The 23,851-nt window shown below is 67.3% G+C and carries 20 protein-coding genes and 1 CRISPR repeat array; of the genes, 11 read left to right on the top strand and 9 right to left on the bottom strand.

Annotation, left to right across the window (positions count from 1 at the left end; all coding sequences use genetic code 11):
- The 4 genes from cas5e to cas2e are packed head-to-tail and all read left to right on the top strand — an operon-like array spanning position 1 to position 2,462.
- Entirely contained in the window at positions 1–663 is a 663-nt protein-coding gene (gene cas5e / locus ACM0M4_RS20295; protein WP_004348746.1) for a type I-E CRISPR-associated protein Cas5/CasD, read from the top strand.
- Complete coding sequence (cas6e, locus tag ACM0M4_RS20290; protein WP_283903172.1) at positions 638–1,249, top strand: type I-E CRISPR-associated protein Cas6/Cse3/CasE; 612 nt, start codon at positions 638–640, stop codon at positions 1,247–1,249. Before cas5e ends, cas6e begins: the two co-directional genes overlap by 26 nt.
- Positions 1,249–2,166: a type I-E CRISPR-associated endonuclease Cas1e gene (cas1e, locus tag ACM0M4_RS20285; RefSeq protein WP_031299144.1), complete on the top strand. Its 918-nt coding sequence runs from the start codon at positions 1,249–1,251 to the stop codon at positions 2,164–2,166. The genes cas6e and cas1e overlap by 1 nt, the downstream gene beginning before the upstream one ends.
- Positions 2,163–2,462: a type I-E CRISPR-associated endoribonuclease Cas2e gene (cas2e, locus tag ACM0M4_RS20280; RefSeq protein WP_003159837.1), complete on the top strand. Its 300-nt coding sequence runs from the start codon at positions 2,163–2,165 to the stop codon at positions 2,460–2,462. The genes cas1e and cas2e overlap by 4 nt, the downstream gene beginning before the upstream one ends.
- Before the next feature lie 64 nt (positions 2,463–2,526).
- A CRISPR array of direct repeats spans positions 2,527–3,471; the repeat unit is 29 nt; unit sequence GTGTTCCCCACATGCGTGGGGATGAACCG.
- Positions 3,472–3,629: 158 nt separating this feature from the next.
- Here the strand turns inward: cas2e and ACM0M4_RS20275 are convergent.
- Positions 3,630–3,944, bottom strand: coding sequence for a LasR-specific antiactivator QslA (locus ACM0M4_RS20275; RefSeq protein ID WP_003086723.1), 315 nt, complete (start codon positions 3,942–3,944; stop codon positions 3,630–3,632).
- 1,040 nt (positions 3,945–4,984) lie between these two features.
- On the opposite strand from ACM0M4_RS20275, the gene aprX reads away from it, so the two are divergent.
- The 6 genes from aprX to aprI all read left to right on the top strand — a co-directional run bounded on the left by aprX (position 4,985) and on the right by aprI (position 13,281).
- Positions 4,985–6,229 carry a type I secretion system-dependent protein AprX gene (gene aprX, locus ACM0M4_RS20270; protein WP_031642871.1) on the top strand — a complete coding sequence of 415 codons (1,245 nt, stop codon included), beginning with the start codon at positions 4,985–4,987 and terminating at the stop codon, positions 6,227–6,229.
- Between the two features lie 86 nt (positions 6,230–6,315).
- Complete coding sequence (gene aprD, locus ACM0M4_RS20265; protein ID WP_003105063.1) at positions 6,316–8,097, top strand: alkaline protease secretion ATP-binding protein AprD; 1,782 nt, start codon at positions 6,316–6,318, stop codon at positions 8,095–8,097.
- Complete coding sequence (aprE, locus tag ACM0M4_RS20260; protein WP_003082540.1) at positions 8,094–9,392, top strand: alkaline protease secretion protein AprE; 1,299 nt, start codon at positions 8,094–8,096, stop codon at positions 9,390–9,392. Before aprD ends, aprE begins: the two co-directional genes overlap by 4 nt.
- Before the next feature lie 3 nt (positions 9,393–9,395).
- Positions 9,396–10,841: an alkaline protease secretion protein AprF gene (aprF, locus tag ACM0M4_RS20255; protein WP_003105060.1), complete on the top strand. Its 1,446-nt coding sequence runs from the start codon at positions 9,396–9,398 to the stop codon at positions 10,839–10,841.
- Positions 10,842–11,199: 358 nt separating this feature from the next.
- Positions 11,200–12,639: a serralysin family metalloprotease AprA gene (gene aprA / locus ACM0M4_RS20250; RefSeq protein ID WP_003082542.1), complete on the top strand. Its 1,440-nt coding sequence runs from the start codon at positions 11,200–11,202 to the stop codon at positions 12,637–12,639.
- Positions 12,640–12,885: 246 nt separating this feature from the next.
- Positions 12,886–13,281, top strand: a complete 396-nt coding sequence (aprI, locus tag ACM0M4_RS20245; protein ID WP_003082543.1) for an alkaline proteinase inhibitor AprI — start codon at positions 12,886–12,888, stop codon at positions 13,279–13,281.
- Between the two features lie 12 nt (positions 13,282–13,293).
- On the opposite strand, the gene ACM0M4_RS20240 is transcribed toward aprI, so the two are convergent.
- Positions 13,294–14,919 carry a methyl-accepting chemotaxis protein gene (locus ACM0M4_RS20240; RefSeq protein WP_003082544.1) on the bottom strand — a complete coding sequence of 542 codons (1,626 nt, stop codon included), beginning with the start codon at positions 14,917–14,919 and terminating at the stop codon, positions 13,294–13,296.
- 228 nt (positions 14,920–15,147) lie between these two features.
- On the opposite strand from ACM0M4_RS20240, the gene lhpD reads away from it, so the two are divergent.
- Positions 15,148–16,152, top strand: a complete 1,005-nt coding sequence (lhpD, locus tag ACM0M4_RS20235) for a bifunctional delta(1)-pyrroline-2-carboxylate/delta(1)-piperideine-2-carboxylate reductase (RefSeq protein WP_115288834.1) — start codon at positions 15,148–15,150, stop codon at positions 16,150–16,152.
- A gap of 103 nt (positions 16,153–16,255) precedes the next feature.
- Here lhpD and ACM0M4_RS20230 read toward each other — a convergent pair whose 3' ends face one another.
- The 7 genes from ACM0M4_RS20230 to lhpI form a co-directional block, all read right to left on the bottom strand.
- On the bottom strand, positions 16,256–17,836 hold the full coding sequence (locus tag ACM0M4_RS20230; RefSeq protein WP_031653010.1) for an aldehyde dehydrogenase (NADP(+)): 1,581 nt from the start codon (positions 17,834–17,836) through the stop codon (positions 16,256–16,258).
- Between the two features lie 92 nt (positions 17,837–17,928).
- A complete protein-coding gene (locus tag ACM0M4_RS20225) occupies positions 17,929–18,846 on the bottom strand; it encodes a dihydrodipicolinate synthase family protein (protein ID WP_003105052.1) in 918 nt (305 codons plus the stop codon).
- A gap of 150 nt (positions 18,847–18,996) precedes the next feature.
- Positions 18,997–20,031, bottom strand: a complete 1,035-nt coding sequence (locus ACM0M4_RS20220; protein ID WP_003082552.1) for a trans-3-hydroxy-L-proline dehydratase — start codon at positions 20,029–20,031, stop codon at positions 18,997–18,999.
- 25 nt (positions 20,032–20,056) lie between these two features.
- Entirely contained in the window at positions 20,057–20,779 is a 723-nt protein-coding gene (locus ACM0M4_RS20215; protein WP_003082555.1) for an amino acid ABC transporter ATP-binding protein, read from the bottom strand.
- Complete coding sequence (locus ACM0M4_RS20210) at positions 20,776–21,420, bottom strand: amino acid ABC transporter permease (protein ID WP_003082557.1); 645 nt, start codon at positions 21,418–21,420, stop codon at positions 20,776–20,778. Before ACM0M4_RS20210 ends, ACM0M4_RS20215 begins: the two co-directional genes overlap by 4 nt.
- 10 nt (positions 21,421–21,430) lie before the next feature.
- Entirely contained in the window at positions 21,431–22,096 is a 666-nt protein-coding gene (locus tag ACM0M4_RS20205; RefSeq protein ID WP_003082559.1) for an amino acid ABC transporter permease, read from the bottom strand.
- A complete protein-coding gene (gene lhpI / locus ACM0M4_RS20200; protein WP_115288833.1) occupies positions 22,096–23,838 on the bottom strand; it encodes a cis-3-hydroxy-L-proline dehydratase in 1,743 nt (580 codons plus the stop codon). Before lhpI ends, ACM0M4_RS20205 begins: the two co-directional genes overlap by 1 nt.
- Between the last annotated feature and the right edge of the window lie 13 nt (positions 23,839–23,851).

Below are 23,851 nucleotides of genomic sequence, written 5' to 3'. Positions count from 1 at the left end.
ATGGCTACCTTGCTGATGCGCCTGCAAGGGCCGATGCAGTCATGGGGCACCACCAGCCGTTTTGACGAGCGCGACACCCAGCTGGAACCGTCGAAGTCGGGAGTGCTTGGCCTGGTCTGCGCCGCCCTGGGACGTGATCGCAGCGAGCCGCTGGAGGATCTGGCCAGCCTGCGGATGGGGGTGCGCGTCGACCGAGAGGGCATTCCGTTGCGCGACTACCAGACGGCCACCGGTGTGCTGGTCGCCAGTGGCAAGGCCGATCCGCGGCGGACAGTGGTCAGCCCGCGGCATTACCTGGCCGACGCGGTCTTTCTGGTCGGGCTCGAAGGGCGCGACCAGGCCCTGCTGGAGCGAATCCAGCAAGCCTTGCGTGCCCCGTTCTGGCCGCTGTGCCTGGGCCGCAAGAGTTTCGTTCCTGGGAGCCCGGTGTGGTTGCCCGAGGGCCTTTCTTCCCTGGCACTGGAACAGGCGTTGCAGGCCTGGCCACGCCTGGCCGAGGCGCAACCGGGCGACCGCGGCAAGCCCTTGCGTTGCCTGATCGAGGATGAGCGCAGCGGGGTGGTACGCCTCGATCAGCCCATCGCCCCCTTTGCCGAACGCCGTTTCGGCCCACGCTTCGTACGCTCGGGAGTCGCGGATGTACCTGACCAGACTGACCCTTGATCCTCGCAGCGCTCAGGCGCGCCGCGACCTAGGCGACGCCTATGAGATGCACCGTACTTTGTCGCGGGTTTTCGCCGACGAGCAGGCTCCGGCATCGCGCTTCCTCTGGCGTCTGGAGGCCTCGGGGAATGCCTGGTCCACTCCGACCTTGCTGGTCCAGGCGGCCAGCGAGGGTAACTGGTCGGTGCTGCAGGCGCTCCCTGGCTACCTGCTGGGGGAGCCGCAGAGCAAATCTCTGGCTTTGCGACAGTGGCTGGAAAGCGATATCTCCTACCGTTTCAGATTGTTCGCCAATCCGACGGTGACACGCCAGGGCAAGCGCTATGGGCTGGTGGGCGAGGAGCAGCAACTGGCTTGGCTGGCACGCCAGGGCGAGCGGCACGGTTTCGTGGTCGAGGCGGCCCTCGTAACCTTCAGCGAAGTGCTTGGCAGCCGCAAGGGGCAGACACGCATCAGCGTCTTGCGCGCCGCGTTCGAGGGGCGCTTGCGGATCAGTCGCCCGGATGCCTTTCGTCAGGCTCTGGTCGCTGGGATAGGCCCTGCCAAGGCTTTCGGCTGTGGCCTGCTGAGCCTGGCGCGTAGCTGATGCTACCGCCCCTCAAACCCTTGCCGATGAAGGACCGGCTGTCCATGGTGTTCGTCCAGTACGGGCAGATCGACGTGCGGGACGGCGCCTTCGTTGTCATCGACCAGACCGGCGTGCGTATGCACATTCCGGTGGGCTCGGTTGCCTGCATCATGCTCGAACCCGGTACCCGGGTGTCCCATGCCGCCGTACACCTGGCCTCGACTGTCGGCACCTTGCTGGTGTGGGTCGGTGAGGCCGGCGTGCGTCTGTACGCCAGTGGCCAGCCCGGTGGCGCTCGTGCTGATCGTCTGCTGTACCAGGCCCGTCTGGCCTTGGACGACGAGCTGCGGCTCAAGGTGGTACGCAAGATGTACGAACTGCGTTTCGCCGAGCCGGCGCCCGCGCGGCGTAGTGTCGAGCAATTGCGCGGCATCGAGGGCGCCCGGGTGCGCGAGACCTATCGGCTACTGGCTCGCCAGTTCGGAGTGGACTGGCGGGCGCGCAATTACGACCGGCGGAAGTGGGATGCCGCCGACGTACCGAATCGCTGCCTGTCGGCGGCCACCAGTTGCCTCTATGGAATCACCGAAGCTGCGGTGCTGGCGGCGGGGTATGCTCCGGCGGTCGGCTTCATCCATACTGGCAAACCGCTGTCGTTCGTTTACGACATCGCCGACCTGTTCAAATTCGACACAGTGGTGCCGGTCGCCTTCCGTATCGCCGCTAAGGCGCCGTCGCAACCCGAGCGTGACGTGCGGCTCGCCTGCCGGGATATCTTCCGTTCGAGCAAGCTGCTGACCCGCATCATTCCCACCATCGAAGAGGTACTGGCCGCCGGCGGCGTCGAACCTCCCAGCGCACCGCCCGAGTCGGTGCCGCCAGCCATTCCCAACCCGGAGGGAATCGGCGACCTCGGGCACAGGACGCAAGGGTGAGCTTCCTGGCCGTAGTGGTGGAAAACGTCCCGCCGCGCTTGCGCGGACGTCTGGCAATCTGGCTGCTGGAAGTCCGCGCGGGCGTCTATATCGGCGATGTATCGCGGCGTACCCGGGAAATGATCTGGCAGCAGCTGAGCGAGGGCTACGAGGAGGGCAACGTGGTAATGGCCTGGGCCGCCGCCAACGAATCCGGCTACGAGTTCCAGACCCTGGGCGTTAACCGTCGACATCCAGTGTTGTTCGACGGGCTGCAATTGGTGGCATTCCAGCCTCTGGATCGGACCACGGAATAGAGGATGAGGCGGTAGATTTTTCGAAGTGTTTTTTCTTCTTTAAAAACAATGCTGTACGGTAAGTGTGTTCCCCACATGCGTGGGGATGAACCGTTTGCACGGATGGGTTTTGCCTGCATACTCCAGTGTTCCCCACATGCGTGGGGATGAACCGGGTGCGGAACTCTTTGTTAAGAGGCCTCAGGTGTGTTCCCCACATGCGTGGGGATGAACCGGACGTTACCCTCGAATTCCTCGGCGGCTTCAAGTGTTCCCCACATGCGTGGGGATGAACCGCTCTCCCACACCTCGGCATTGCCGAGCGCATCGTGTTCCCCACATGCGTGGGGATGAACCGGTGGCAGGATGAAGCCGGCGCCGGCCGACTCGGTGTTCCCCACATGCGTGGGGATGAACCGTCGGAATACTCCTGGGCGTCCTTACCAGGGAAGTGTTCCCCACATGCGTGGGGATGAACCGGAGGCGCTGAAGCACGTAATCCCGGATACCAAGTGTTCCCCACATGCGTGGGGATGAACCGCCGTATCTGAATATTTTTGCACGCATGCTCATGTGTTCCCCACATGCGTGGGGATGAACCGTTCATCGGTGATACTGAAGCTAATGCTGCTGTGGTGTTCCCCACATGCGTGGGGATGAACCGCAGGCCTGAACCAGTCCGAGCTAGCCCGGCGCGTGTTCCCCACATGCGTGGGGATGAACCGTCCGCCGCGTGCTGCGCGATGACGGCACGCTGGTGTTCCCCACATGCGTGGGGATGAACCGCAAACTGCCCATGTGTGGCGGGGTCGGGTGAAGTGTTCCCCACATGCGTGGGGATGAACCGTCGCCGGTGCGGCCGTGGGGCTACGAGCGGCCGTGTTCCCCACATGCGTGGGGATGAACCGGTGATGGAGCGGACCGCCCCGAGCACCGCAGAGTGTTCCCTACATGCGTGGGGATGAACCGAAGGACCGCGTCCGCGTGCTGCTGGAGACGATGTGTTCCCCACATGCGTGGGGATGAACCGTGGAAGTACGCTCGCGCAGCGAGGATGCGATATATGCACGGGGCGAGCCGTTCACTTGAAAAGCCGACATTCCTGGCTGTCCTGTATTTCCCCTTTGGCATGGATAGAGCAGCCCCATAGGGCGAACGACGCCACCGGCGTCATTCGCCATGGCCGGGTCAACCGGAACGTCGAGCGGCTACCAGGCGCTGCTGCAGGCGCGTCAGGAAGGCCACTTCGAAGGCGGTCTTCTGCATCGGTGTGGGCAGGCTGTCGCGGCCGAAGGCGAAGGCGGTCCAGAGCTGGCCTTCGATCTGGTCGGCAAGCCAGTTCTCGGCCTGGCGGACGCCCTTGTCGATGGCGGGCTGGGCGGGAACCGGCCAGAGCAGGGAGAGACCGGGTTGCCGGTCGGCGGGGGGAATCTCGACCATCAGGTCCTTGTAGCGTTCGATGATTGCGTCGACGTGGGTCTTTTCCTTTTCATCCTTCGTCATGCTGGGTACTCCGTTTCTGAGAGTCACATGACCTGCCGCCTTCGCTGTCAATCGATGGAGGCAGGATCGCGCAGGGTTGACAGACCGGGAAACGGAACCGGCAGACCACGAGGGTCTCCCCACGCGATCCGCCATGAAGGCCCGCAGTTGGAAAACTGCGGTCGAGCCGATGCCTGCAAAAGCATTCGCTGCTTTCGCATGCACCGCTCGGCGCATCGCGCCGTCTCTTCGGGCTGTCAAACCCGGTCACGGATTTGGCCGTGACGGGCGCAGGATAGGGGCAGGCAAGGCGGGGAGCAAGGGCGGGAACGGGTGACGGCAGAGGCTATCGGCAGGCAAGGCGTTGGCTGAAGCGATTCATTGAAATAACCCGGCCTTGGAGCGCGCCGTTAATCATCGTTTACCAGGAGAAAACAATCCGCCTGGACTGTTCGATTCAATATTTTGTGATGCGCTTCACGTAATAAGAGTATTCCTTATGAGCCACGCAAAAGTGTCATTCGCTTCTTCGAAGAGGGCGCTGCCGAAGTTTCACGCTAGTTGGGCACGCCGCGAGGGCGGCTCGGCACTTTGGTGCATAAGGATATAACCCTTTCTTCATTTCTGATTTTCGTCAGAGTTCGTGCCGGGGCGACCGTCCGTCATTCGATATTAATTAAAAGCGTCAATAATCCGTTTAGGAATCAGGGGCTTGGAAATCCACCTGGCAGAACTGACAGGTCGGTATGCCCAACCAAAGTATTGAACTGATTTAAGTGGTGGTACAAATTTGCCTTTCCCATGTTAGTCCTACTTAACAGGCGAAGCGGTGGAGAGCGCTCTGTTGCGGGCTGCTCGGGATTAAATGGGTTTCGCCCTCGGGGGCTCCTGTCTTCCAATAAAAACAAGTTGTCGCCAGGCCTGATGAACTTTCAGGTACCCGCGTTCCGTTTTCTCGCGGAACTCACTGACTGCGCTTAACCGCGTGACCGGTTCGGTCGGTAAACAGCGACCTGCGCCGGAAACGCGATAACCGAGACAACTCAATCGAGGAACAGAAGATGGGATTATTCAATGCAGCCGCGAACCTGTTCGGCCAGGTCTACGAGCGTGCGACGCAGGTGGCCGCCACCGCCGTCATGGCGGTGGCGGACGTGGCCAGGACATTGGTGGGCTCCACCGTCGACGCCGTGGAGCAGCAGGTGCACGAAGCGCTTACATCGGTGCATGACGCCGTTGCCAGCGTGGAGCAGGCGCTGGAGGGTACGGTCGGCGCGGTGGCCGGCACGCTCGGCGAGATCGCCGGCGACGCCCTCGACACCGTAGGCTCCGCGGTCGGCACGCTGGGCGGGCTGGCCGGCAACTCGCTGGCGATCGCCGACGACTTGTTGCACGGGCGCGTCGAGCCGGAGGATTACCTGAAGCTGGTCGGTGACCTGGGGCAGGGCGTCGGTGCCACCGTCGGCCATGCCTGGGAATTCGGCAGCGACAGCCTGAAGGCCGCCAACGATCTCTACCACGCCGCCTACCAGGGTGGCTCGCTAAGCCTCGGCAATAGCGACGGCCTGCTCGGGGTCAATGTGATCGGCTCGCTGCTCGGCGGCAATCACGACCAGGGCGTGATTCCCGATAGCCGCGGCATCCTCGGCCCGCTGCCGATCAACGTCTCCTTCACCGAGCAAGGCCTGACCTTCGGCGGCGAGACGCCGCTGACTCCGCTGGTCACCGCAGCCCTGGCGCTGAATCCGATCACCGCGCCGCTGGTGCCGGTGCTGGCGCCGCTCAACCTCGGCGGCCTGGGAGTGGTCGGCTCGGTCGACAAGGAAGGCTTCAGCGCCAAGTTCTACGGTATCGCCGGACCCAGCTACAACCTCGGCGTGGCCAATCTCGGCGGCACCCTGGAGCTGGGTAGCTACAACGAGGTCAAGCTGCTGAGCTGGAACGAGGTGACCCTCAAGGACCTGCCCATCGTCGGCGGCATCCTCGGCTACGTGCCGGTGGTCAAGGACATCGGTGTCTCGCTGCCGACGCTGGACCTGCACTTCGACAGCAAGCTGTATGCGCAAACGATTGCCGGTGTCGATGTCGCCGGGGTCGGGCCGAAGGGCCAGATCGAGCTGGTGCATGACCTCGACAATGACCTGTCGATCGTCGCCGGTATCGCCGGGGATACCGCGCACAGCGCACTGGACGGGGCCGGCAAGGTGCTCGCGGCGCTGCTCGGCCACGGCGGCGAAGCGGCGCCGCCGACAATCCAGCTGATCGGCGCCGACCCGGCGCCGGAGCATCAGGCCCTGGCCGCCTGACGGCGAGGGAACGCCCGGCACAGGGAGGTGCCATCCGGGCTCATTCGGGATTCCAGCGGCAGTCGTGGCAGAAGTGAGCGCGCTCGATGGCAAGGCTCGGTTCCAGCGTTACCAACGAAATCAAACAGGCCCTGGCGGCCAGCCGCGGCGCATTGCGCAGCGTGGCGGCGTTCTCCGGGGTGATCAACCTGCTGATGCTGGTGCCCTCGCTGTACATGCTGCAGGTGTACGACCGCGTGCTGTCCTCGGCCAACGAAGTCACCCTGTTGATGCTGACCCTGATGGCGCTTGGCGTGTTCGTCTTCATGGGCGCGCTGGAGGCGCTGCGCAGCTTCGTCCTGGTGCGGGTCAGCGAACGCTTCGACGGCCAGTTGCACGGGCGGATCTACGCCGCCGCCTTCGAACGCAACCTGCGCGCCGGCGGCCAGGAGGCCAGCCAGGCGCTGCACGACCTGACCACCCTGCGCCAGTTCATCACCGGCCAGGCGCTGTTCGCCTTCTTCGACGCACCCTGGTTCCCGGTCTACCTGCTGGTGATCTTCCTCTTCGACCCCTGGCTCGGCCTGCTCTCGCTGGTCGGCGCGCTGGCCCTGATGGCCCTCGCCTGGTTCAACGAACGCGCCACCCGTGCGCCGCTGGCCAAGGCCGGCGAGTTGTCGATCAAGTCCGGCCAACTGGCCAGCAACAACCTGCGCAACGCCGAGGTGATCGAGGCGATGGGCATGCTCGGCAGCATGCGCGGGCGCTGGGAACGGCTGCACCAGGCGTTCCTCGACCAGCAGAGCCTGGCCAGCGAGCGCGCGGCGCGGATCAACGCGCTGAGCAAATACCTGCGCATCGCCCTGCAATCCCTGGTGCTCGGCCTCGGCGCCTGGCTGGCGGTGGAGGGACGCATCACCCCGGGGATGATGATCGCCGGCTCGATCCTGATGGGCCGTGCGCTGGGGCCCATCGACCAACTGATCGGCGTGTGGAAGCAGTGGGGCGCGGCGCGCGATGCCTATCGCCGGCTGAGCGGCCTGCTCGACGAATTCCCCGCCCGCGAGCGGCGCATGGAATTGCCCGAGCCGCGTGGCCACCTGCTGCTGGAATCGCTGGACGCGGCGCCGCCCGGCAGCGAGGCGCGCACCCTGCGTGGCCTGACCCTGGCGATCCCGGCCGGCTCGGTGGTCGGCGTGATCGGTCCGTCCGGCTCCGGCAAGTCGAGCCTGGCGCGGGTAGTGCTGGGCATCTGGCCGACCCTGCACGGCAGCGTGCGCCTGGACGGCGCCGAGATCCGCCAGTACGAGCGCGAGACCCTCGGCCCGCGCATCGGCTACCTGCCGCAGGACATCGAACTGTTCGCCGGCACGGTGGCGGAAAACATCGCCCGCTTCGGCGAGGTGCAGGCCGACAAGGTGGTGGAGGCGGCGCGCCTGGCCGGGGTCCATGAACTGGTCCTGCGCCTGCCGCAGGGCTACGACACCGTGCTCGGCGTCGGCGGCGCCGGGCTTTCCGGCGGCCAGCGCCAGCGCATCGCCCTGGCCCGGGCGCTGTACGGCGCGCCGACCCTGGTGGTGCTCGACGAACCCAACTCGAACCTCGACGACAGCGGCGAGCAGGCGCTGCTGGCGGCGATCCAGGCGCTCAAGGCGCGTAGCTGCACGGTGCTGCTGATCACCCACCGGGCCGGCGTGCTGGGTTGCGCCGACCGCCTGCTGGCGCTGAACGCCGGCCAGTTGCACCTGTACGGCGAGCGCGACCAGGTGCTCGCCGCCTTGAACAACCAGCGCGCCGCGTCGGCGTCGCAGCAGCGCGCGGACTACCGGGTGGCCGGCTACGGCGCGCCGCAGGTGGTGGCCGCGCCGCGCCAGGGAGGTGTGGAATGACCCGCACGGTGAAACGCGACGAGAACGCCTATGCGCGACTGGGCTGGCTGCTGGTCCTGTTCGGCTTCGGCGGCGCGCTGCTCTGGGCCGCCTTCGCGCCGCTCGACCAGGGCGTGGCGGTGCCGGCCACGGTGATCATCTCCGGCCAGCGCAAGTCGGTGCAGCATCCGCTGGGCGGGGTGGTCAAGCACATCCTGGTGCGCGACGGCCAGCATGTGGAGGCGGGCGAGCCGCTGATCCGCATGGAACCGACCCAGGCCCGGGCCAACGTCGATTCGCTGCTCAACCGGTACGCCAACGCGCGGCTCAACCAGGCGCGCCTGCAGGCCGAATACGACGGCCGGCGGACCCTGGAGATGCCCGCGGGGCTGGCCGAGCAGGCCCCGCTGCCGACCCTCGGCGAGCGCCTGGAGTTGCAGCGGCAGTTGCTGCACAGCCGCCAGACCGCGCTGGCCAACGAACTCTCCGCATTGCGGGCGAACATCGAGGGGCTGCGCGCCCAGCTCGAAGGGTTGCGCCAGACCGAGGGCAACCAGCGCCTGCAACAACGCCTGTTGAACAGCCAGTTGAGCGGTGCGCGCGACCTCGCCGAGGAAGGCTACATGCCGCGCAACCAGTTGCTCGAACAGGAGCGCCAACTGGCCGAGGTGAACGCCCGGCTATCGGAGAGCAGCGGTCGCTTCGGGCAGATCCGCCAGAGCATCGCCGAGGCGCAGATGCGCATCGCCCAACGCGAGGAGGAGTACCGCAAGGAAGTCAACGGGCAACTGGCGGAAACCCAGGTCAATGCGCGGACGCTCTGGGAGGAGCTGTCCTCGGCGCGCTACGAACTGCGCCACGCCGAGATCCGCGCGCCGGTCAGCGGCTACGTGGCCGGCTTGAAGGTGTTCACCGATGGCGGGGTGATCGGCCCCGGCGAATTGCTGATGTACATCGTGCCCAACAGCGACAGCCTGGAAGTGGAGGGCCAGCTCGCGGTGAACCTGGTCGACCGGATCCACAGCGGGCTGCCGGTGGAGATGCTGTTCACCGCCTTCAACCAGAGCAAGACTCCGCGGGTCACCGGCGAGGTGACCATGGTCAGCGCCGACCGCCTGCTCGACGAGCAGAACAAGCAGCCCTACTACGCGCTGCGCGCCCAGGTCGACGCGGCCGCGATGGGTAAGCTGAAGGGCCTGCAGATCCGCCCGGGGATGGCGGTGCAGGTGTTCGTCCGCACCGGCGAGCGCTCGCTGCTCAATTACCTGTTCAAGCCCCTGTTCGACCGCGCCCACGTGGCGCTGGCGGAGAACTGACCGATGACCATGCGCCGCCTGATGACCTGGCTGTTCGGCGCCTTCCTGTTGCTGCTGCGCGAGGACGCCTTCGCCCTCGGCCTGCTGGACGGCTATCACCTGGCCCTGGAGAACGACCCGCAGTTCCAGGCCGCGATCCAGGAGCACGAGGCCGGCAGGCAATACCGTGCGCTCGGCCGCGCGGCGCTGCTGCCGCGCCTGGTGTACAGCTACAACCGTGGGCGCAGCTGGTCCGATGTGACCCAGACCACCACCCGCGGCGATTTCAAGGAAGACCGCGACTACGACAGCTACGTCTCCACCCTCAGCCTGCAACAGCCGTTGTTCGACTACGAGGCCTTCAGCCGCTACCGCAAGGGCGTGGCCCAGGCGCTGCTGTCCGACGAGCGCTTCCGCAGCCAGAGCCAGGAACTGCTGGTCCGGGTCCTGGAAGCCTATACCGGCGCGCTGCTGGCCCAGGACCAGATCGAACTGGCGCGGGCGCAGAAACGCTCCTACCGCGAGCAGTTCCAGCTCAACCAGCGCCAGTTCGAGCGCGGCAACGGCACCCGCACCGACACCCTGGAGACCCAGGCCCGCTTCAACCTGGCCCAGGCCCAGGAAATCGAGGCGCGGGACAGCCAGGATGCCGCCCTGCGCGAGCTGGAGCGACTGGTCGGGGCGCCGCTGGAGATCGCCGACCTGGCGCCGCTCGGCGAACGCTTCCAGGTGCGCCCGCTGAGCCCCGCCAGCTACACCGCCTGGCGCGACCTGGCGCTGGCCGAGAATCCCGAGCTGGCCTCGCTGCGCCACGCGGTGGACGTGGCCCGCTACGAGGTCGAGCAGAACCGCGCCGACTTCCTGCCGCGCCTGGGCCTGTACGCCAGCACCGGCAAGTCCAAGTCCGGTTCGGAGAACACCTACAACCAGCGCTACGAGACCGACAGCGTCGGCATCCAGTTGAGCGTTCCGCTGTTCTCCGGCGGCGAGACCCTGGCGGCGACGCGCCAGGCCACGCATCGCATGGAGAAGAGCCATTACGACCTGGACGACAAGGTCCGCGAGACCCTCAACCAGGTGCGCAAGATGTACAACCAGAGCAGCAGCAGCGCGGCGAAGATCCGCGCCTACGAGATGACCGTGGATTCGGCGCGGACGCTGGTGATGGCCACGCGCAAGAGCATCGCCGCCGGGGTGCGGGTCAACCTCGACCTGCTGAACGCCGAGCAGGCGCTGTACAGCGCGATGAACGAGCTGTCCAAGGCCAAGTACGACTACCTCACGGCCTGGGCACGCCTGCGTTTCTACGCCGGGGTGCTGGACGAAGCCGACCTGGAACTGGTGGCGGCGAACTTCGTTTCCGGCGAGACGCCGGCGCGCCGCCGCGACTGCGCGACGACGGATTGCCCGGCGCCGCTGCACACCCTGTCGAAGACCGATACGGAGGAAAACCGGAGCGCGCTCCATTGAGACCGCGAAGGACGTGCGGGCAATTGTTCGCCTGGCGTGAAGTCGATGTCCCGGGCGGGTCGACAGAGGTCGAACAATACGCATGGAATTGTTTTTTCAATAAGGCGCTATTTATATGAAACGGTTTTTATAATATTCCAGTGTCTTCGGTAGTTTATCTTTCCTGCATGAATTCATATATGCGGAATTCGTTCGTGCATATGCTTTAAGTGCAGCTTAATTTTTTTCATGAAACCTGTGGACATTGGAAAATGAGCTGTGTCAGTTTGGACTTCGGCCTGATCTGGCCGATAACTGCAATTATCCATCCGATAATTGTATCCGAGTTATTTCCTTTACAACTTAAAGGGATATGACAATGTCCAGCAATTCTCTTGCATTGAAAGGTCGTAGCGATGCGTATACCCAGGTAGACAACTTCCTGCATGCCTATGCGCGGGGCGGGGACGAATTGGTCAATGGCCATCCGTCCTATACCGTCGACCAGGCGGCGGAGCAGATCCTCCGCGAACAGGCGTCTTGGCAGAAAGCGCCGGGCGACTCGGTGCTGACCCTGTCCTATTCGTTCCTGACCAAACCGAACGACTTCTTCAATACGCCGTGGAAGTATGTCAGCGATATCTACTCGCTGGGCAAGTTCAGCGCCTTTTCCGCGCAGCAGCAGGCCCAGGCCAAGTTGTCGCTGCAATCCTGGTCGGACGTCACCAATATCCACTTCGTCGACGCCGGCCAGGGCGATCAGGGCGACCTGACCTTCGGCAACTTCAGCAGTAGTGTCGGCGGTGCGGCGTTCGCCTTCCTGCCGGATGTACCGGATGCGCTCAAGGGGCAATCCTGGTACCTGATCAACAGCAGCTACAGCGCCAACGTCAATCCGGCCAACGGCAACTACGGACGCCAGACCCTGACCCACGAGATCGGCCATACCCTGGGCCTGAGCCACCCCGGCGACTACAACGCCGGCGAGGGCGATCCCACCTACGCCGACGCTACCTACGCCGAGGACACCCGCGCCTATTCGGTGATGAGCTACTGGGAAGAGCAGAACACCGGCCAGGACTTCAAGGGCGCCTATTCCTCGGCACCGCTGCTGGACGACATCGCGGCGATCCAGAAGCTCTACGGGGCCAACCTGACCACTCGCACCGGCGACACGGTGTACGGCTTCAACTCCAACACCGAGCGCGACTTCTACAGCGCCACCTCGTCCAGTTCCAAGCTGGTGTTCTCGGTGTGGGACGCCGGCGGCAACGACACCCTGGACTTCTCCGGCTTCAGCCAGAACCAGAAGATCAACCTCAACGAGAAGGCGCTGTCCGATGTCGGCGGGTTGAAGGGCAATGTGTCGATCGCTGCCGGGGTCACCGTGGAAAACGCCATCGGCGGCTCGGGTAGCGACCTGTTGATCGGCAACGACGTGGCCAACGTGCTCAAGGGCGGCGCCGGCAACGACATCCTCTACGGCGGCCTCGGCGCGGACCAGTTGTGGGGCGGCGCGGGAGCCGACACCTTCGTCTACGGCGATATCGCCGAGTCCTCCGCGGCGGCGCCGGATACCCTGCGCGACTTCGTCAGCGGCCAGGACAAGATCGACCTGTCCGGGCTGGATGCCTTCGTCAACGGCGGGCTGGTGCTGCAATACGTCGACGCCTTCGCCGGCAAGGCCGGCCAGGCGATCCTGTCCTACGACGCGGCGAGCAAGGCCGGCAGCCTGGCGATCGACTTCAGCGGGGACGCCCATGCCGATTTCGCGATCAATCTGATCGGCCAGGCGACCCAGGCCGACATCGTCGTCTGACGCGCTGAAGCGGGCGCGGTTCGGTGCGGCGGTACGAACCGCGGCCCTTCGGCCGGCCGGGCACTGTTCGAATTGATAGGTGTCTTCCACAGGAGCGAAGTTGTGAACTGTGGCGCGCCCGTGGGCCGGCGGCCTGGCGGACGAACGGAGGCCCGCGGCGCCTGGCGCGCGCTGGCGTTCGAAGCGAGGATGGCGGGCGGCGTTCGCCGTGTTATCCGATGTTCCAGGCTTGAAGGAGATCTCTCGATGTCGGCAAGCGCGAAGCTCTCCAGGATGGTTTGCTTGCTCTGCGGTTTTTTCAGCACAGGTATCAGTATGGCCAGCAGTCTGATTCTTCTCAGCGCTTCCGATCTCGCCGGGCAATGGACCCTGCAGCAGGACGAGGCGCCCGCGATCTGCCACCTGGAGCTGCGCGACAGCGAAGTGGCGGAAGCCAGTGGCTACGACCTGGGCGGCGATACCGCCTGCCTCACGCGCTGGCTGCCCAGCGAGCCGCGCGCCTGGAGGCCTACCCCGGCCGGGATCGCGCTGCTCGAACGCGGCGGCCTGACCCTGATGCTCCTCGGTCGCCAGGGCGAGGGCGACTACCGGGTGCAGAAGGGCGACGGCGGGCAGTTGGTGCTGCGCCGCGCGACGCCCTAGCTCGCTTGCGGGTCAGACCACGAAGCGACCGATCATGCCCTTGAGGTCGTTGGCCAGGCGCGACAGCTCGTGGCTGGCGCCGCGGGTCTGCTCGGCGCCCTGGGTGGTCTGCACGGCAACGTCGCGGATGTTCACCAGGTTGCGATCGACCTCGCGGGCGACGTGGGCCTGCTCCTCCGCAGCGCTGGCGATCACCAGGGTGCGCTCGTTGATCCGCGTGGCGTGCTCGGCGATCTCGCCCAGCGCGTGGTCGGCGGCCTCGGCCTCGTCGAGCATCTGCCGGGCGCGCTGGTCGTTCTCGCGCATCGCGGACACCGCGGTGTCGGTGCCCTCGCGGACGCTGGCGATCATGCCTTCGATCTCATGGGTCGATTGCTGGGTGCGGTGGGCGAGGGCGCGCACCTCGTCGGCGACCACCGCGAATCCGCGGCCCTGCTCGCCGGCGCGGGCGGCCTCGATGGCGGCATTGAGGGCGAGGAGGTTGGTCTGCTCGGCGATGGCGCGGATCACGTCGAGCACCTTGCCGATATCCTGCGCCTGGCTGGCCAGGCCTTCCACCAGGCGCGCGGTCTGGCCGATCTCGGCGTTCATCTGGCGGATCGAGCGGACGGTCTGTCCGACCCGTGCGCGGCCGTTGCCGGCGGCCCGTTCCGAGAGACTGGAGGCCTCGGCGGTGGAGCTGGCGTTGCGCGCGACCTCCTCGACCGCCGCGCTCATTTCGTTGACCGCGGTGGCGGCCATCTCGATCTCATCGTTCTGCCGGGCCAGCGACCGGTTGCCTTCCTCGGTCACCGCGTTCAGTTGCTCGGCAGCGGCGGCCAGCAGCGCGGCGGAATCGCCGATCTGCTCGATGGTGTCGTGCAGGCTGGCCTGCATGCTGCGCATGGCCTTCATCAGTTGCGCCGGCTCGTCGTCGCCGTCGCTGGCGATCTCGCCGGTCAGGTCGCGGGCCGCGATGCGGTCGGCGCAGGACACCGCCTGGCGGATCGGCACGACGATGCTGCGGGTCAGCAGCCAGGCGATCGTCACGCTGGCCGCCAGGGCCACCAGCAGCACCGCGAGGATCGCGGTGGAGGCCCGGGAGTAGACATCGGCGGCTTCGGCGGTGGAGGCGCGGGCGGCCTCGCGGTCGAGGGCGATGAGTTGCTTCAGGGTCCGCTGCACCTGCTCGTAGCGCTGCAACTGGGCCCCGCCCATCAGCACGCTGGCTTCGTCGGTACGGTTGTCACGGGACAGCGCGAGCAGGGCGGCGTGTCCTTCGAGGTATTCCTGCTGGCGCTGGACGAACTGGTCGAGCAACGCGCGCTCCTCGTCCAGGACCAGCAAGGGGCGGTATTCCCTTTCCACCCTGGCGAGGGTAGCGATGACCTCGTCCATCCGTTGTTCCTGCTGGCGCATGCGCGTGGCGTCGTGCAGCAGCACGTGGTTCATCTCGCCGAGGCGCAGTTCGCTCATCAGGCCGCTGAGCTGGGCCGAGGCTTCGACGCTGGGCAGCCAGACCTCGCCGATATCCTTGGCGGCGCGGTTCAGCGAACCCATGCGGTTGTGCGCGAAGAGGCCGAGCGCCACCAGCAGCGAGGCGAGGATGGCGAAGCCGATGACGGCGCGTGGGGTGATGGCGATACGACGAAGAAGCATGGGGTGGTCTCCGACCGGGCTGTGGGAAGGTGCTTGGTCCTGTAGCGGGGCGCGGAAGGGTTTCTTGATGGTCTGCGGGGCTATTTGGAATTGCCTTACATGATTGCTAGGAATTTTCTGTAAGTTTTCGCCGGTTGTGCCGTTTTCGGCATGCTCCGGGTCGATTGAGGTCAAGAGAAGGCTGTCGCGGCAGGCCACCCTAGGGATTGGTCGAACAAGGAGAAGCCCGTGATCCGAATGACGCTGGACGAGGTCCGCGAGCTGGCCGTGCGCATCCTGCGCCGGCACGCTTTCAGCGAAGCCCATGTACAGGCGGTGGCCGATACCCTGGTGGCGGGGGAGCGTGACGAATGCGCGTCCCACGGTATCTGGCGGTTGCTCGGCTGCATCGCCACCCTGAAGGCCGGCAAGGTATCCGCCGACGCCGAGCCGGAACTGCACGACATCACTCCCGGCCTGCTGCGGGTCGACGCCCATGGCGGGTTCTCCCAGTGCGCATTCCGGCTGGGGCTGCCGCATCTGCTGGAGAAGGCCCGCAGCCAGGGTATCGCGGCGATGGCGGTAAACCGCTGTGTGCATTTCTCCGCGCTATGGGTTGAGGTCGAGGCACTCACCGAGGCGGGCCTGGTGGCCCTGGCGACCACGCCGAGTCATGCCTGGGTGGCGCCGGCGGGCGGACGCAAGCCGATCTTCGGCACCAACCCGATCGCCTTTGGCTGGCCGCGTCCGGACGGCCCGCCGTTCGTCTTCGACTTCGCCACCAGCGCCGTGGCGCGTGGCGAGATCCAGTTGCACGAACGCGCCGGCAAGCCAATCCCGCTGGGCTGGGGGGTGGACGAGCAGGGCGAGCCGACCACCGATGCCAGCGCCGCGTTGCGAGGCGCCATGCTCACTTTCGGCGGGCACAAGGGCTCGGCCCTGGCGGCGATGGTCGAACTGCTCGCCGGTCCGCTGATCGGCGACCTGACCAGTGCCGAGTCGCTGGCCTACGACGAGGGCAGCCGTTCTTCTCCCTACGGTGGCGAACTGCTGATCGCCATCGATCCGCGGCGCATGCTCGGCGCCTCGGCGGAGGAGCACCTGGCGCGCGCCGAGACGCTGTTCGAAGGCATCGTCGAACAGGGCGCGCGCTTGCCCTCGCAGCGACGCTTCGAAGCGCGCGAACGCAGCGCCAGGGACGGTGTGACGATTCCCGAGGCGTTGCACCGGGAGCTGCTGGCGTTGCTGGAGTGAGCGCAAGGCGAGGGGCCGACCGGACAGCGTGGCGCAACGAGGACGACTGCGTAGGGCGGATAGCGCCAACGGCGCTATCCGCCATCCAGGCTCCCAGGCGTGCTCAATCCAGCGCCTCGCGCGTGCTCCGGCCATCGACCAGGCGCAGCAGGCCCAGCGGGTTGGCGTTCTTCAGGGCGTCCGGGAGCAGGCTGTCGGGGTAGTCCTGGTAGCACAGCGGGCGCAGGAAACGCTCGATGGCCAGGGTTCCCACCGAGGTGCCGCGAGCGTCGGAGGTGGCCGGGTAGGGGCCGCCGTGGACCATGGCGTCGCACACCTCGACGCCGGTCGGATAGCCGTTGAATAGCAGGCGCCCGGCCTTGCGTTCGAGCAGCGGGACCAGCCCGGCGAACGCCGCGAGGTCGTCCGCTTCGCCGATCACGGTAGCCGACAACTGGCCGTGCAGGTTGTCCAGCGCGCGGGCAAGCTGTTCCTCGTCGGCCGCCTCGACGACCACGGTGGCCGGGCCGAACACCTCTTCCTGGAGCAGTTCGTCGCCTTCCAGCAACAGGCCCACGTCGGCCTTGAACAACTGCGGATGGGCCTGCCGTCCTTCCTGTGGCGCGCCGGCCAGGCGCCGGATGCCGGGATGGCGCTCCAGGCGTTGCAGTCCTTCGACATAGCTGCGCAAGGTACCGGCGTTGAGCATGCTCTGTGCCGGCCTGGCGGCCAGTGCCTCGCCCAGGGCCGCGACGAAGGCGTCGAAGCCGGGGGAGCGCAGGCCAAGCACCAGGCCCGGCTTGGTGCAGAACTGGCCGCAGCCGAGCGTCACCGAGGCGGCCAGCTCCTCCGCCACCTGCCGGCCGCGCCGGCGCAGGGCTTCGGGGAGCACCACCAGCGGATTGATGCTGCTCATCTCGGCGAACACCGGGATCGGCTGCGGCCGCGCCGCTGCCAGGTCGCACAGTGCGCGCCCGCCCTTGAGCGAACCGGTGAAGCCGACCGCGCGGATGGCCGGATGGCGCACCAGCGCCTCGCCGACGCCGCTGCCGTAGACCATGTTGAATACCCCGTCCGGCATGCCGCTGTCGGCCGCCGCCTGGAGGATCGCGTCGGCCACGCATTCGGCTGTGGCCATGTGTCCGCCGTGGGCCTTGACCACCACCGGACAGCCGGCGGCCAGGGCGGCGGCGCTGTCGCCGCCGGCGGTGGAAAAGGCCAGCGGGAAGTTGCTGGCACCGAACACCGCCACCGGGCCGAGACCGATTCGCCACTGGCGCAGGTCGGGGCGCGGCGGGGTACGCCCGGGTTGTCCGCGATCGATGCGCACGCCGTGGAAGTCGCCACGCCGCAGGACTTCGGCGAACAGCCGCAACTGGTTGGCGGTACGTGTCCGTTCGCCCTCGATACGTGCGGCGGGCAGCGCGGTCTCGCGACGGACCAGGGCGACGAAGTCGTCGCCCAGGGCGTCGAGGCGCGAGGCGATCGCCTCGAGGAATCCGGCGCGGCGCGTGGCGGACAGTTGCCGGTAGTGTGGATAGGCGCGTTCGGCGGCGCGGGCGGCGGCGTCGACCTCCGCCTCGGTGGCCTGGACGAAGGCGTAGGGCAGCGCTTCTCCGCTGTCGGCGTCGAGGCTGCGCAGGGTGAGGTTGCCGGCGGCGCTGCGAGCGCCGCCAACGTAGTTGTGACCGAGGATGCTGGGCATGGGGCCTCCCTGGGGACGGTGGACGGAATGCTCTGCCGCTGGCCCTCGCCGGCCGCTCCCCGGGGAGCGAGGCGGCGAGGGCGGGGCGTCGGCTACAAGCCGACGTCCGGCAGCGCCGGCCGGCTGGCCAGGGCCTTGGCCATGATCCGCTCGACGTGCTCGCGATCGGCGCCGCGCAGGGCCAGGCGCGGTGGACGGGTGAGGGCGCTGCCGCGACCGGCGAGTTGCTCGCAGAGCTTGATGCACTGCACCAGGTCGGGACGGGCGTCGAGATGGAGGATCGGCATCAGCCACTCGTAGATCGGCATCGCCTCGGCGAAGCGCCCGGCCCTGGCCAGGCGGAAGATGGTCTCGCCTTCCTTCGGGAACACGTTGGACATTCCCGAGATCCAGCCCTGGGCACCCACCGCCACGCTTTCCAGGACCACGTCGTCGAGGCCGGCGAAGAGGATGAAGCGCTCGCCCACCTGGTTGCGTACGTCGATGAAGCGGCGGGTGTCGCCGGAGCTGTCCTTGAAGCAGACGATGTTCTCGCAGTCGGCCAGGGAAACCAGGATGTCCGGGGTGACGTCGTTCCGGTAGATCGGCGGGTTGTTGTAGACCATCACCGGCAGGTCGGTGCCGCTGGCCACGCTGCGGAAATGCTCGGCGGTCTCGTGCGGCTTGGAGGAATAGACCAGCGCCGGCATCACCATGATGCCGTCGACGCCGACCCGCTCCACCGCCTTGGCCACCTTCGCCGCGCCGGCGCTGGTGAACTCGGCGATCCCGCAGATCACCGGCACGCGGCCGCCGGAGGCATCCTTGGCGACCTCCGTGACGGCCATCTTCTCCTCGATGGTCAGCGAGGTGTTCTCGCCGACGCTGCCGCATACCACCAGCCCGGACACGCCGTCGCGCACCAGGTTGGAGATGACCGTGTGGGTTTCCTCCAGGTTCACCGAGAAATCGGCGTTGAATTGGGTGGTGACCGCGGGGAATACGCCGCTCCAGTTGACGTGCTTGCTCATGGTTTCTCCTTTGTTCGTATTTCGTATACGAATTCAATCGGACCGCTGCGGTCCGAGTCACAGGGCGACGGCAGCGTTCGCCGTCGTGGGCGATCCGGTACGCGCCGGATCGGTTTCCGCCCGGCCGCTGCCTGCGGTCGGGCGGGGTGGTCAGCAGTGGCCGCCGGGCCAGGTGTCGGACAGCCGATAGCCTTGCGGCCAGGGATCGTCCGGGTCGAGCAGGTACTGGTGGATGCCGGTGATCCAGGCCCGCCCGGACAGGCACGGGAGGATCGCCGGACGGCCGCCGAGTTCGGTCAGCGACTCGATGTGGCAGTGGAATTCCGAACCGATGATGGAGCGCCCGACGAAGCGTTCGCCGACCCGCAGCTGGCCTTTCGCCTGGAGCACCGCCATCCGCGCCGAGCAGCCGGTGCCGCAGGGCGAGCGGTCGATCTTGCCGGGGCGGATGACCACCGCGTTGCTCGCGCCGAGGACACCGTCGCGGCGCTCCGGCGGCGCGGCCAGCTGGCAGAAGGACAGATGGTCCCAGTCCGGGTTGGTCGGGTGGCGGAAGCCCAGTTGTTCGTTGGCCGCGTGGGTGATCTTCAAGCCGGTGGCGACCAGTTCGGCGGCCTCGTCGGCGCGCAGGGCGAAGCCCAGGCGCCGGGCGTCGGCGATGACGAAGCTGTCGCCGCCGTAGGCGGTGTCGACCTGTAGCGAGCCGAGGCCCTCGACTTCGATCCAGGCGTCGAGGCGGTCGGCGAACGACGGCACGTTGCGGATTTCCACCCGCTCGGCCTTGCCGTCGCGGCATTCCGCGCGGGCCTCGATCAGCCCGCCCGGCGCTTCCAGCAGCAGCCGGGTCAGCGGTTCGCGCATCGGCAGGATGCCGCTGTCGAGCAGTACGGTGGCCACGCACAGCGAATTGGAACCGGACATCGGCGGGGTGTCGGCCGGCTCCATGATGATCCAGCCCATCTGCGCGCGCGGGTCCTTGGCCGGCACCAGCAGATTGGCGTGGCGGAACACTCCGCCGCGCGGTTCGTTGAGGACGAAGTTGCGCAGGTCCTGGTCTCTGGCGATCCAGCGCGACTGTTCCCAGAGGGTGGCGCCGGGCGGCGCGGCGACGCCGCCGACGATCACGTCGCCGACCTCGCCTTCGGCATGGCAACTGACGATGTGGACGATCCGCTGCGAACGCATGGCTATCTCCTGTGCGGGGGCGGGCTCAGAGCACCGAGCGGAGGAATTCCACCGTCTCCGGCCGCTGCGGGTTGCCGATCACCTGGTCGGGGGTGCCGATCTCGTGGACCAGGCCATTGCGGAAGAACGCCACCCGGTCGGACACGTCGCGGGCGAAGCGGATCTCGTGGGTGACCAGGACCATGGTCATGCCTTCCTCGGCGAGCAGGCGCATGGTGTCCAGCACCTCGCCGACCAACTGCGGGTCGAGCGCCGAGGTGGCTTCGTCGAACAGCATGTAGTCCGGCGACATCGCCAGCGCCCGGGCGATCGCCATGCGCTGTTGCTGGCCGCCGGAAAGGCGCTGGGGGAAGACCTTGAGCTTGTCGCCGAGACCGACGTGGGTGAGTTGCTTCAGCGCCATCGCCTCGGCTTCGGCGCGGCTCTTGCCGAGCACCTTGCGCGGCGCGAGCATGACGTTTTCCAGCACGGTCAGGTGGGGGAAGGCGTTCCACTGCTGGAAGACGATGCCGATCTTCCGCCGCAGGCGGTTGAGGTCGGTACCGCGGGCATGCACGTCGATGCCGTCGACGCGGATGCTGCCGCGCTGGATCGGCTCCAGGCCGTTGATGCACATCAGCAGGGTCGACTTGCCGGAACCGGAGCCGCCGATGATCGACAGCACCTCGCCCTTGTCCACCCTCAGGTCGACACCCTTGACCACCTCGAACTGGCCGTAGGCCTTGTGCACGTCGCTGATCTCGATCATTGCTGCCATCTCCGTTCCAGCCGGGCGCCGAGTCGCGCGACCACCCAGCTCATGAGGTAATAGACGAGCCCCGCGATGCAGAGCACGAAGAGCGGTTCCTGGATGCGCGTGACGATGGTCTGCGAGGCGCGCAGCAGTTCGACGATGCCGATCCAGAGCACCAGCGAGGTGTCCTTCATCACCGACAGGGTCAGGTTGACCCAACCGGGGAAGGCCACCCGGGCGGCCATCGGCAGGACGATGTGGAACAGGTCCTGGCGATAGCTCAGGCCCAGGGAACGCGCCGCCCGGCGCACGCTCGGCGGTACCGAGAGGACGCCGCCGCGGACCACCTCGGTGCAGTAGGCGGCGGCGTACACGCCGAGCACCAGGCAGGCCACGGCGAAGGCGCTCCAGTCGAGGCCGAGGATGCTCTTGAAGGAATTGAGCAGGACGAACTGGATCAGCAGCGGCACGCTGCGGAATACGTCGAGCAGCGCCGCCAGCGGCAGGCTGGCGCGTGGCAGCAGGGCGCGGAGCAGGCCGAAGACGACACCCAGCAGGGTGCCGATCAGCATCGCCATGGCGGTGATGGCGAGGGTGGTCCAGGCGCCTTGCAGGAGGAACAGCAGGTCGTTGGCGGTGAGGCTGGTGGTGAACACGGCATTCCCCTCAGTAACGGAACAGGCGCCAGCCCAGCAGGCGGGCGGCCAGCACCAGCAGCTTGGCCATGGCGAAGTAGAGGACGGCGGCCAGGGCGAAGTATTCGAAGGTGCGGAAGGTCTTGACGTTGAGTGCCTGGGTGACGCCGGTGAGGTCGTCGGTCAGGCCCACCACCACGCCGAGGGAGGTCATCAGCATGGCCCAGACCAACTGGTTGGTCAGCGGGTAGAACACCACCCGCAGCAGCTGCGGGATCACCACCAGGCGATAGGCCTGCGGCGCGCTCATGCCCAGCGAGCGGGCCGCCCGCAACTGGGTCTCGGGCACCGCCTGGAGGCCGCCGCGGAAGGTCTCGGCGAGGTAGCCGGCGTTGTTGAAGGTGACCCCGGCGAGCAGGGCGAACCAGGAACTGACGTGCAGGCCGAAGGAGCCCAGGCCGAAGTAGAGGATGTAGATCTGGAACAGCGCCGGGGTATTCCGCGCGATGGAGATCCAGGCTCCGGCGGCGGCGCGCAGCGGGCGGTTACCGCCGAGCCGGGCGAAGGCCAGGAGCAGGGCGATGAGGATGCCGAAGAGCATCGACAGCGCGGTGACCTGGAGCGTCACCAGGCTGCCGGCGAGCATCTCCGGCAGGGCGTTGAATGCCGAGCGCCAGTGGAAGGTGTAGTCGAACATCAGCAGTCCTCGCTCAACCAGGCGGGCAGCCCGGCGGGGGCCCGCCCGCCGACGGCGGCCTCGACGCAGCCGGCGAGGCCGGCGAAGCGCACCTGGCGGCCGACCAGTCCGGGGGCGTAGTGGGCATACTTGGCGGAGTTGGTCATCAGGGTGCGCGCGCCCGGCGGCACCAGCGGTTCGTCGAGCATGCACCAGCAGGTGTCGGTGACCAGCCGCGCGCCGAACGCCTGCAGCGTCGCCAGGTGCCCGGCCGCTTCGGCCTGGGCGACGACCTGCCGGCTGCTGGTGATCACCAGCGCTACCTCCGGGTGTCTGCGGCGGCCGTGGCAGAGCGCGGCGAGCTGGGCGAATTCGCTGGCGGAGAAGTGCGGGTTGCCCAGCGCCACCAGGGCGATCCGCGTCTCGCCGGCGCTGTCCAGCTCGCGCCAGGCGTCGCGTAGGCGCTCGCGTCCGACCCGCAGGGTCCGCCGCGGCGCGCGGCCGCCGAAGGCGCTGGCCAGGTCAGGGGCTTCCGGGGTGACGCCGATGACGTGGAACATCGGCACCGAGGAACTGGTGCCCAGCGCCGCGCCGAAGGCCTTGAGCGCGTCGTGGTCCGGCTGCCGCTGCCGCAGGCCGTCGATCGCCGGGATCTGTCCGTCGCAGAGCAGGCCGCAGAGGTAGCCGAGGGTCGGGTAGAAGGCATCGTCGACGCTGCCGAGGTCTTCCACTTCGATCAGTACCCGCGCCTGGCGCTGCTCGTCGAGGTGACAGCCGGCCAGCGGCGCGCGACCGGTGAGGGCGCAGCAGATATCCATGAAGTCGGCGTACTTGTTGGTGCGTGCGCCGAGCACGCTGTTGGCGAAGAGCACCGCGTTGGACTCGGCCCAGACGATCTGTTCGCCGGCCCGCGCGCTGTCGTCGAGCAGGTAGGGCGCGCAGGTGAAGCTGGGCTGCGCGCCCATGTCGAGATAGGCCTGGGCCAGGGCCGCGGCTGGCTCGCCGAGGGCGGCGGGTACGCCCTGTTCGCGCCAACGGCGCTGGTCCACGGAGATGGCGTTGAGGGTGGTCGGTACCCGCACCCGGGCACCGAGGTCGCGCAGGGTCTCGGCGAAGCGCAGGCCGGCCGGGCCGGTGTAGATGCAAGCGTCGATGTGCGCGCGCTGGATGTCGATCAGCCGTTGCGCGCCCTGCAACGCCGCCATGCGCAGGACGATGCGCATCGCCAGGCGTGCGGCTTCGCCGTGTTTGCCGGCGAGCAGGGCCTGGTCGAAGGCGTCCAGTCGCGGGCCGGCATCGGTCGCCAGCGCTTCGGCGGGTCGGGCCTCCAGCGGCGGCGGGGCATCGCGGTGGAGTTCCAGGCGTCCGTCGGCCAGGCGCGCCCAGGGATAGGCGGCGAGTTCGTCGAAGCGCTCGCCGAGACAGGCGATGGGTAGCGAGCGGCCGAACAGTTCCTCGGCGACGATCGCGCCGAGGGCGAGGATTTCGTCCGGTTCGCGCAGGAGGATCGCCGCCGGCGCACGTCCGCCGAGGATCAGTTCCAGCAGTACGCTGCTGCCGGTACAGGAGCCGCGCCCACCGGGAATCGCCAGCAGCCTGCCGTGTAGATGGCGGCCGCTGAGCGGGTGGTGACGGTCGATCACTTCCGCGCTGCGCGGGTCGACGCCGCCCCAGAAGCTCAGGCCGGTCGGTGCGTACAGCAGTTCGCCGGACGCGCTGCCGGCGACCAGGGTACGGGGAACGATGAGGTGTGCGTGCTTCATCGGCGCATCCAGG

The organism is Pseudomonas sp. 18-147 (assembly GCF_051048045.1).
Lineage (GTDB): Bacteria > Pseudomonadota > Gammaproteobacteria > Pseudomonadales > Pseudomonadaceae > Pseudomonas > Pseudomonas aeruginosa.
This window is presented reverse-complemented; position numbering and strand designations above follow the sequence as displayed.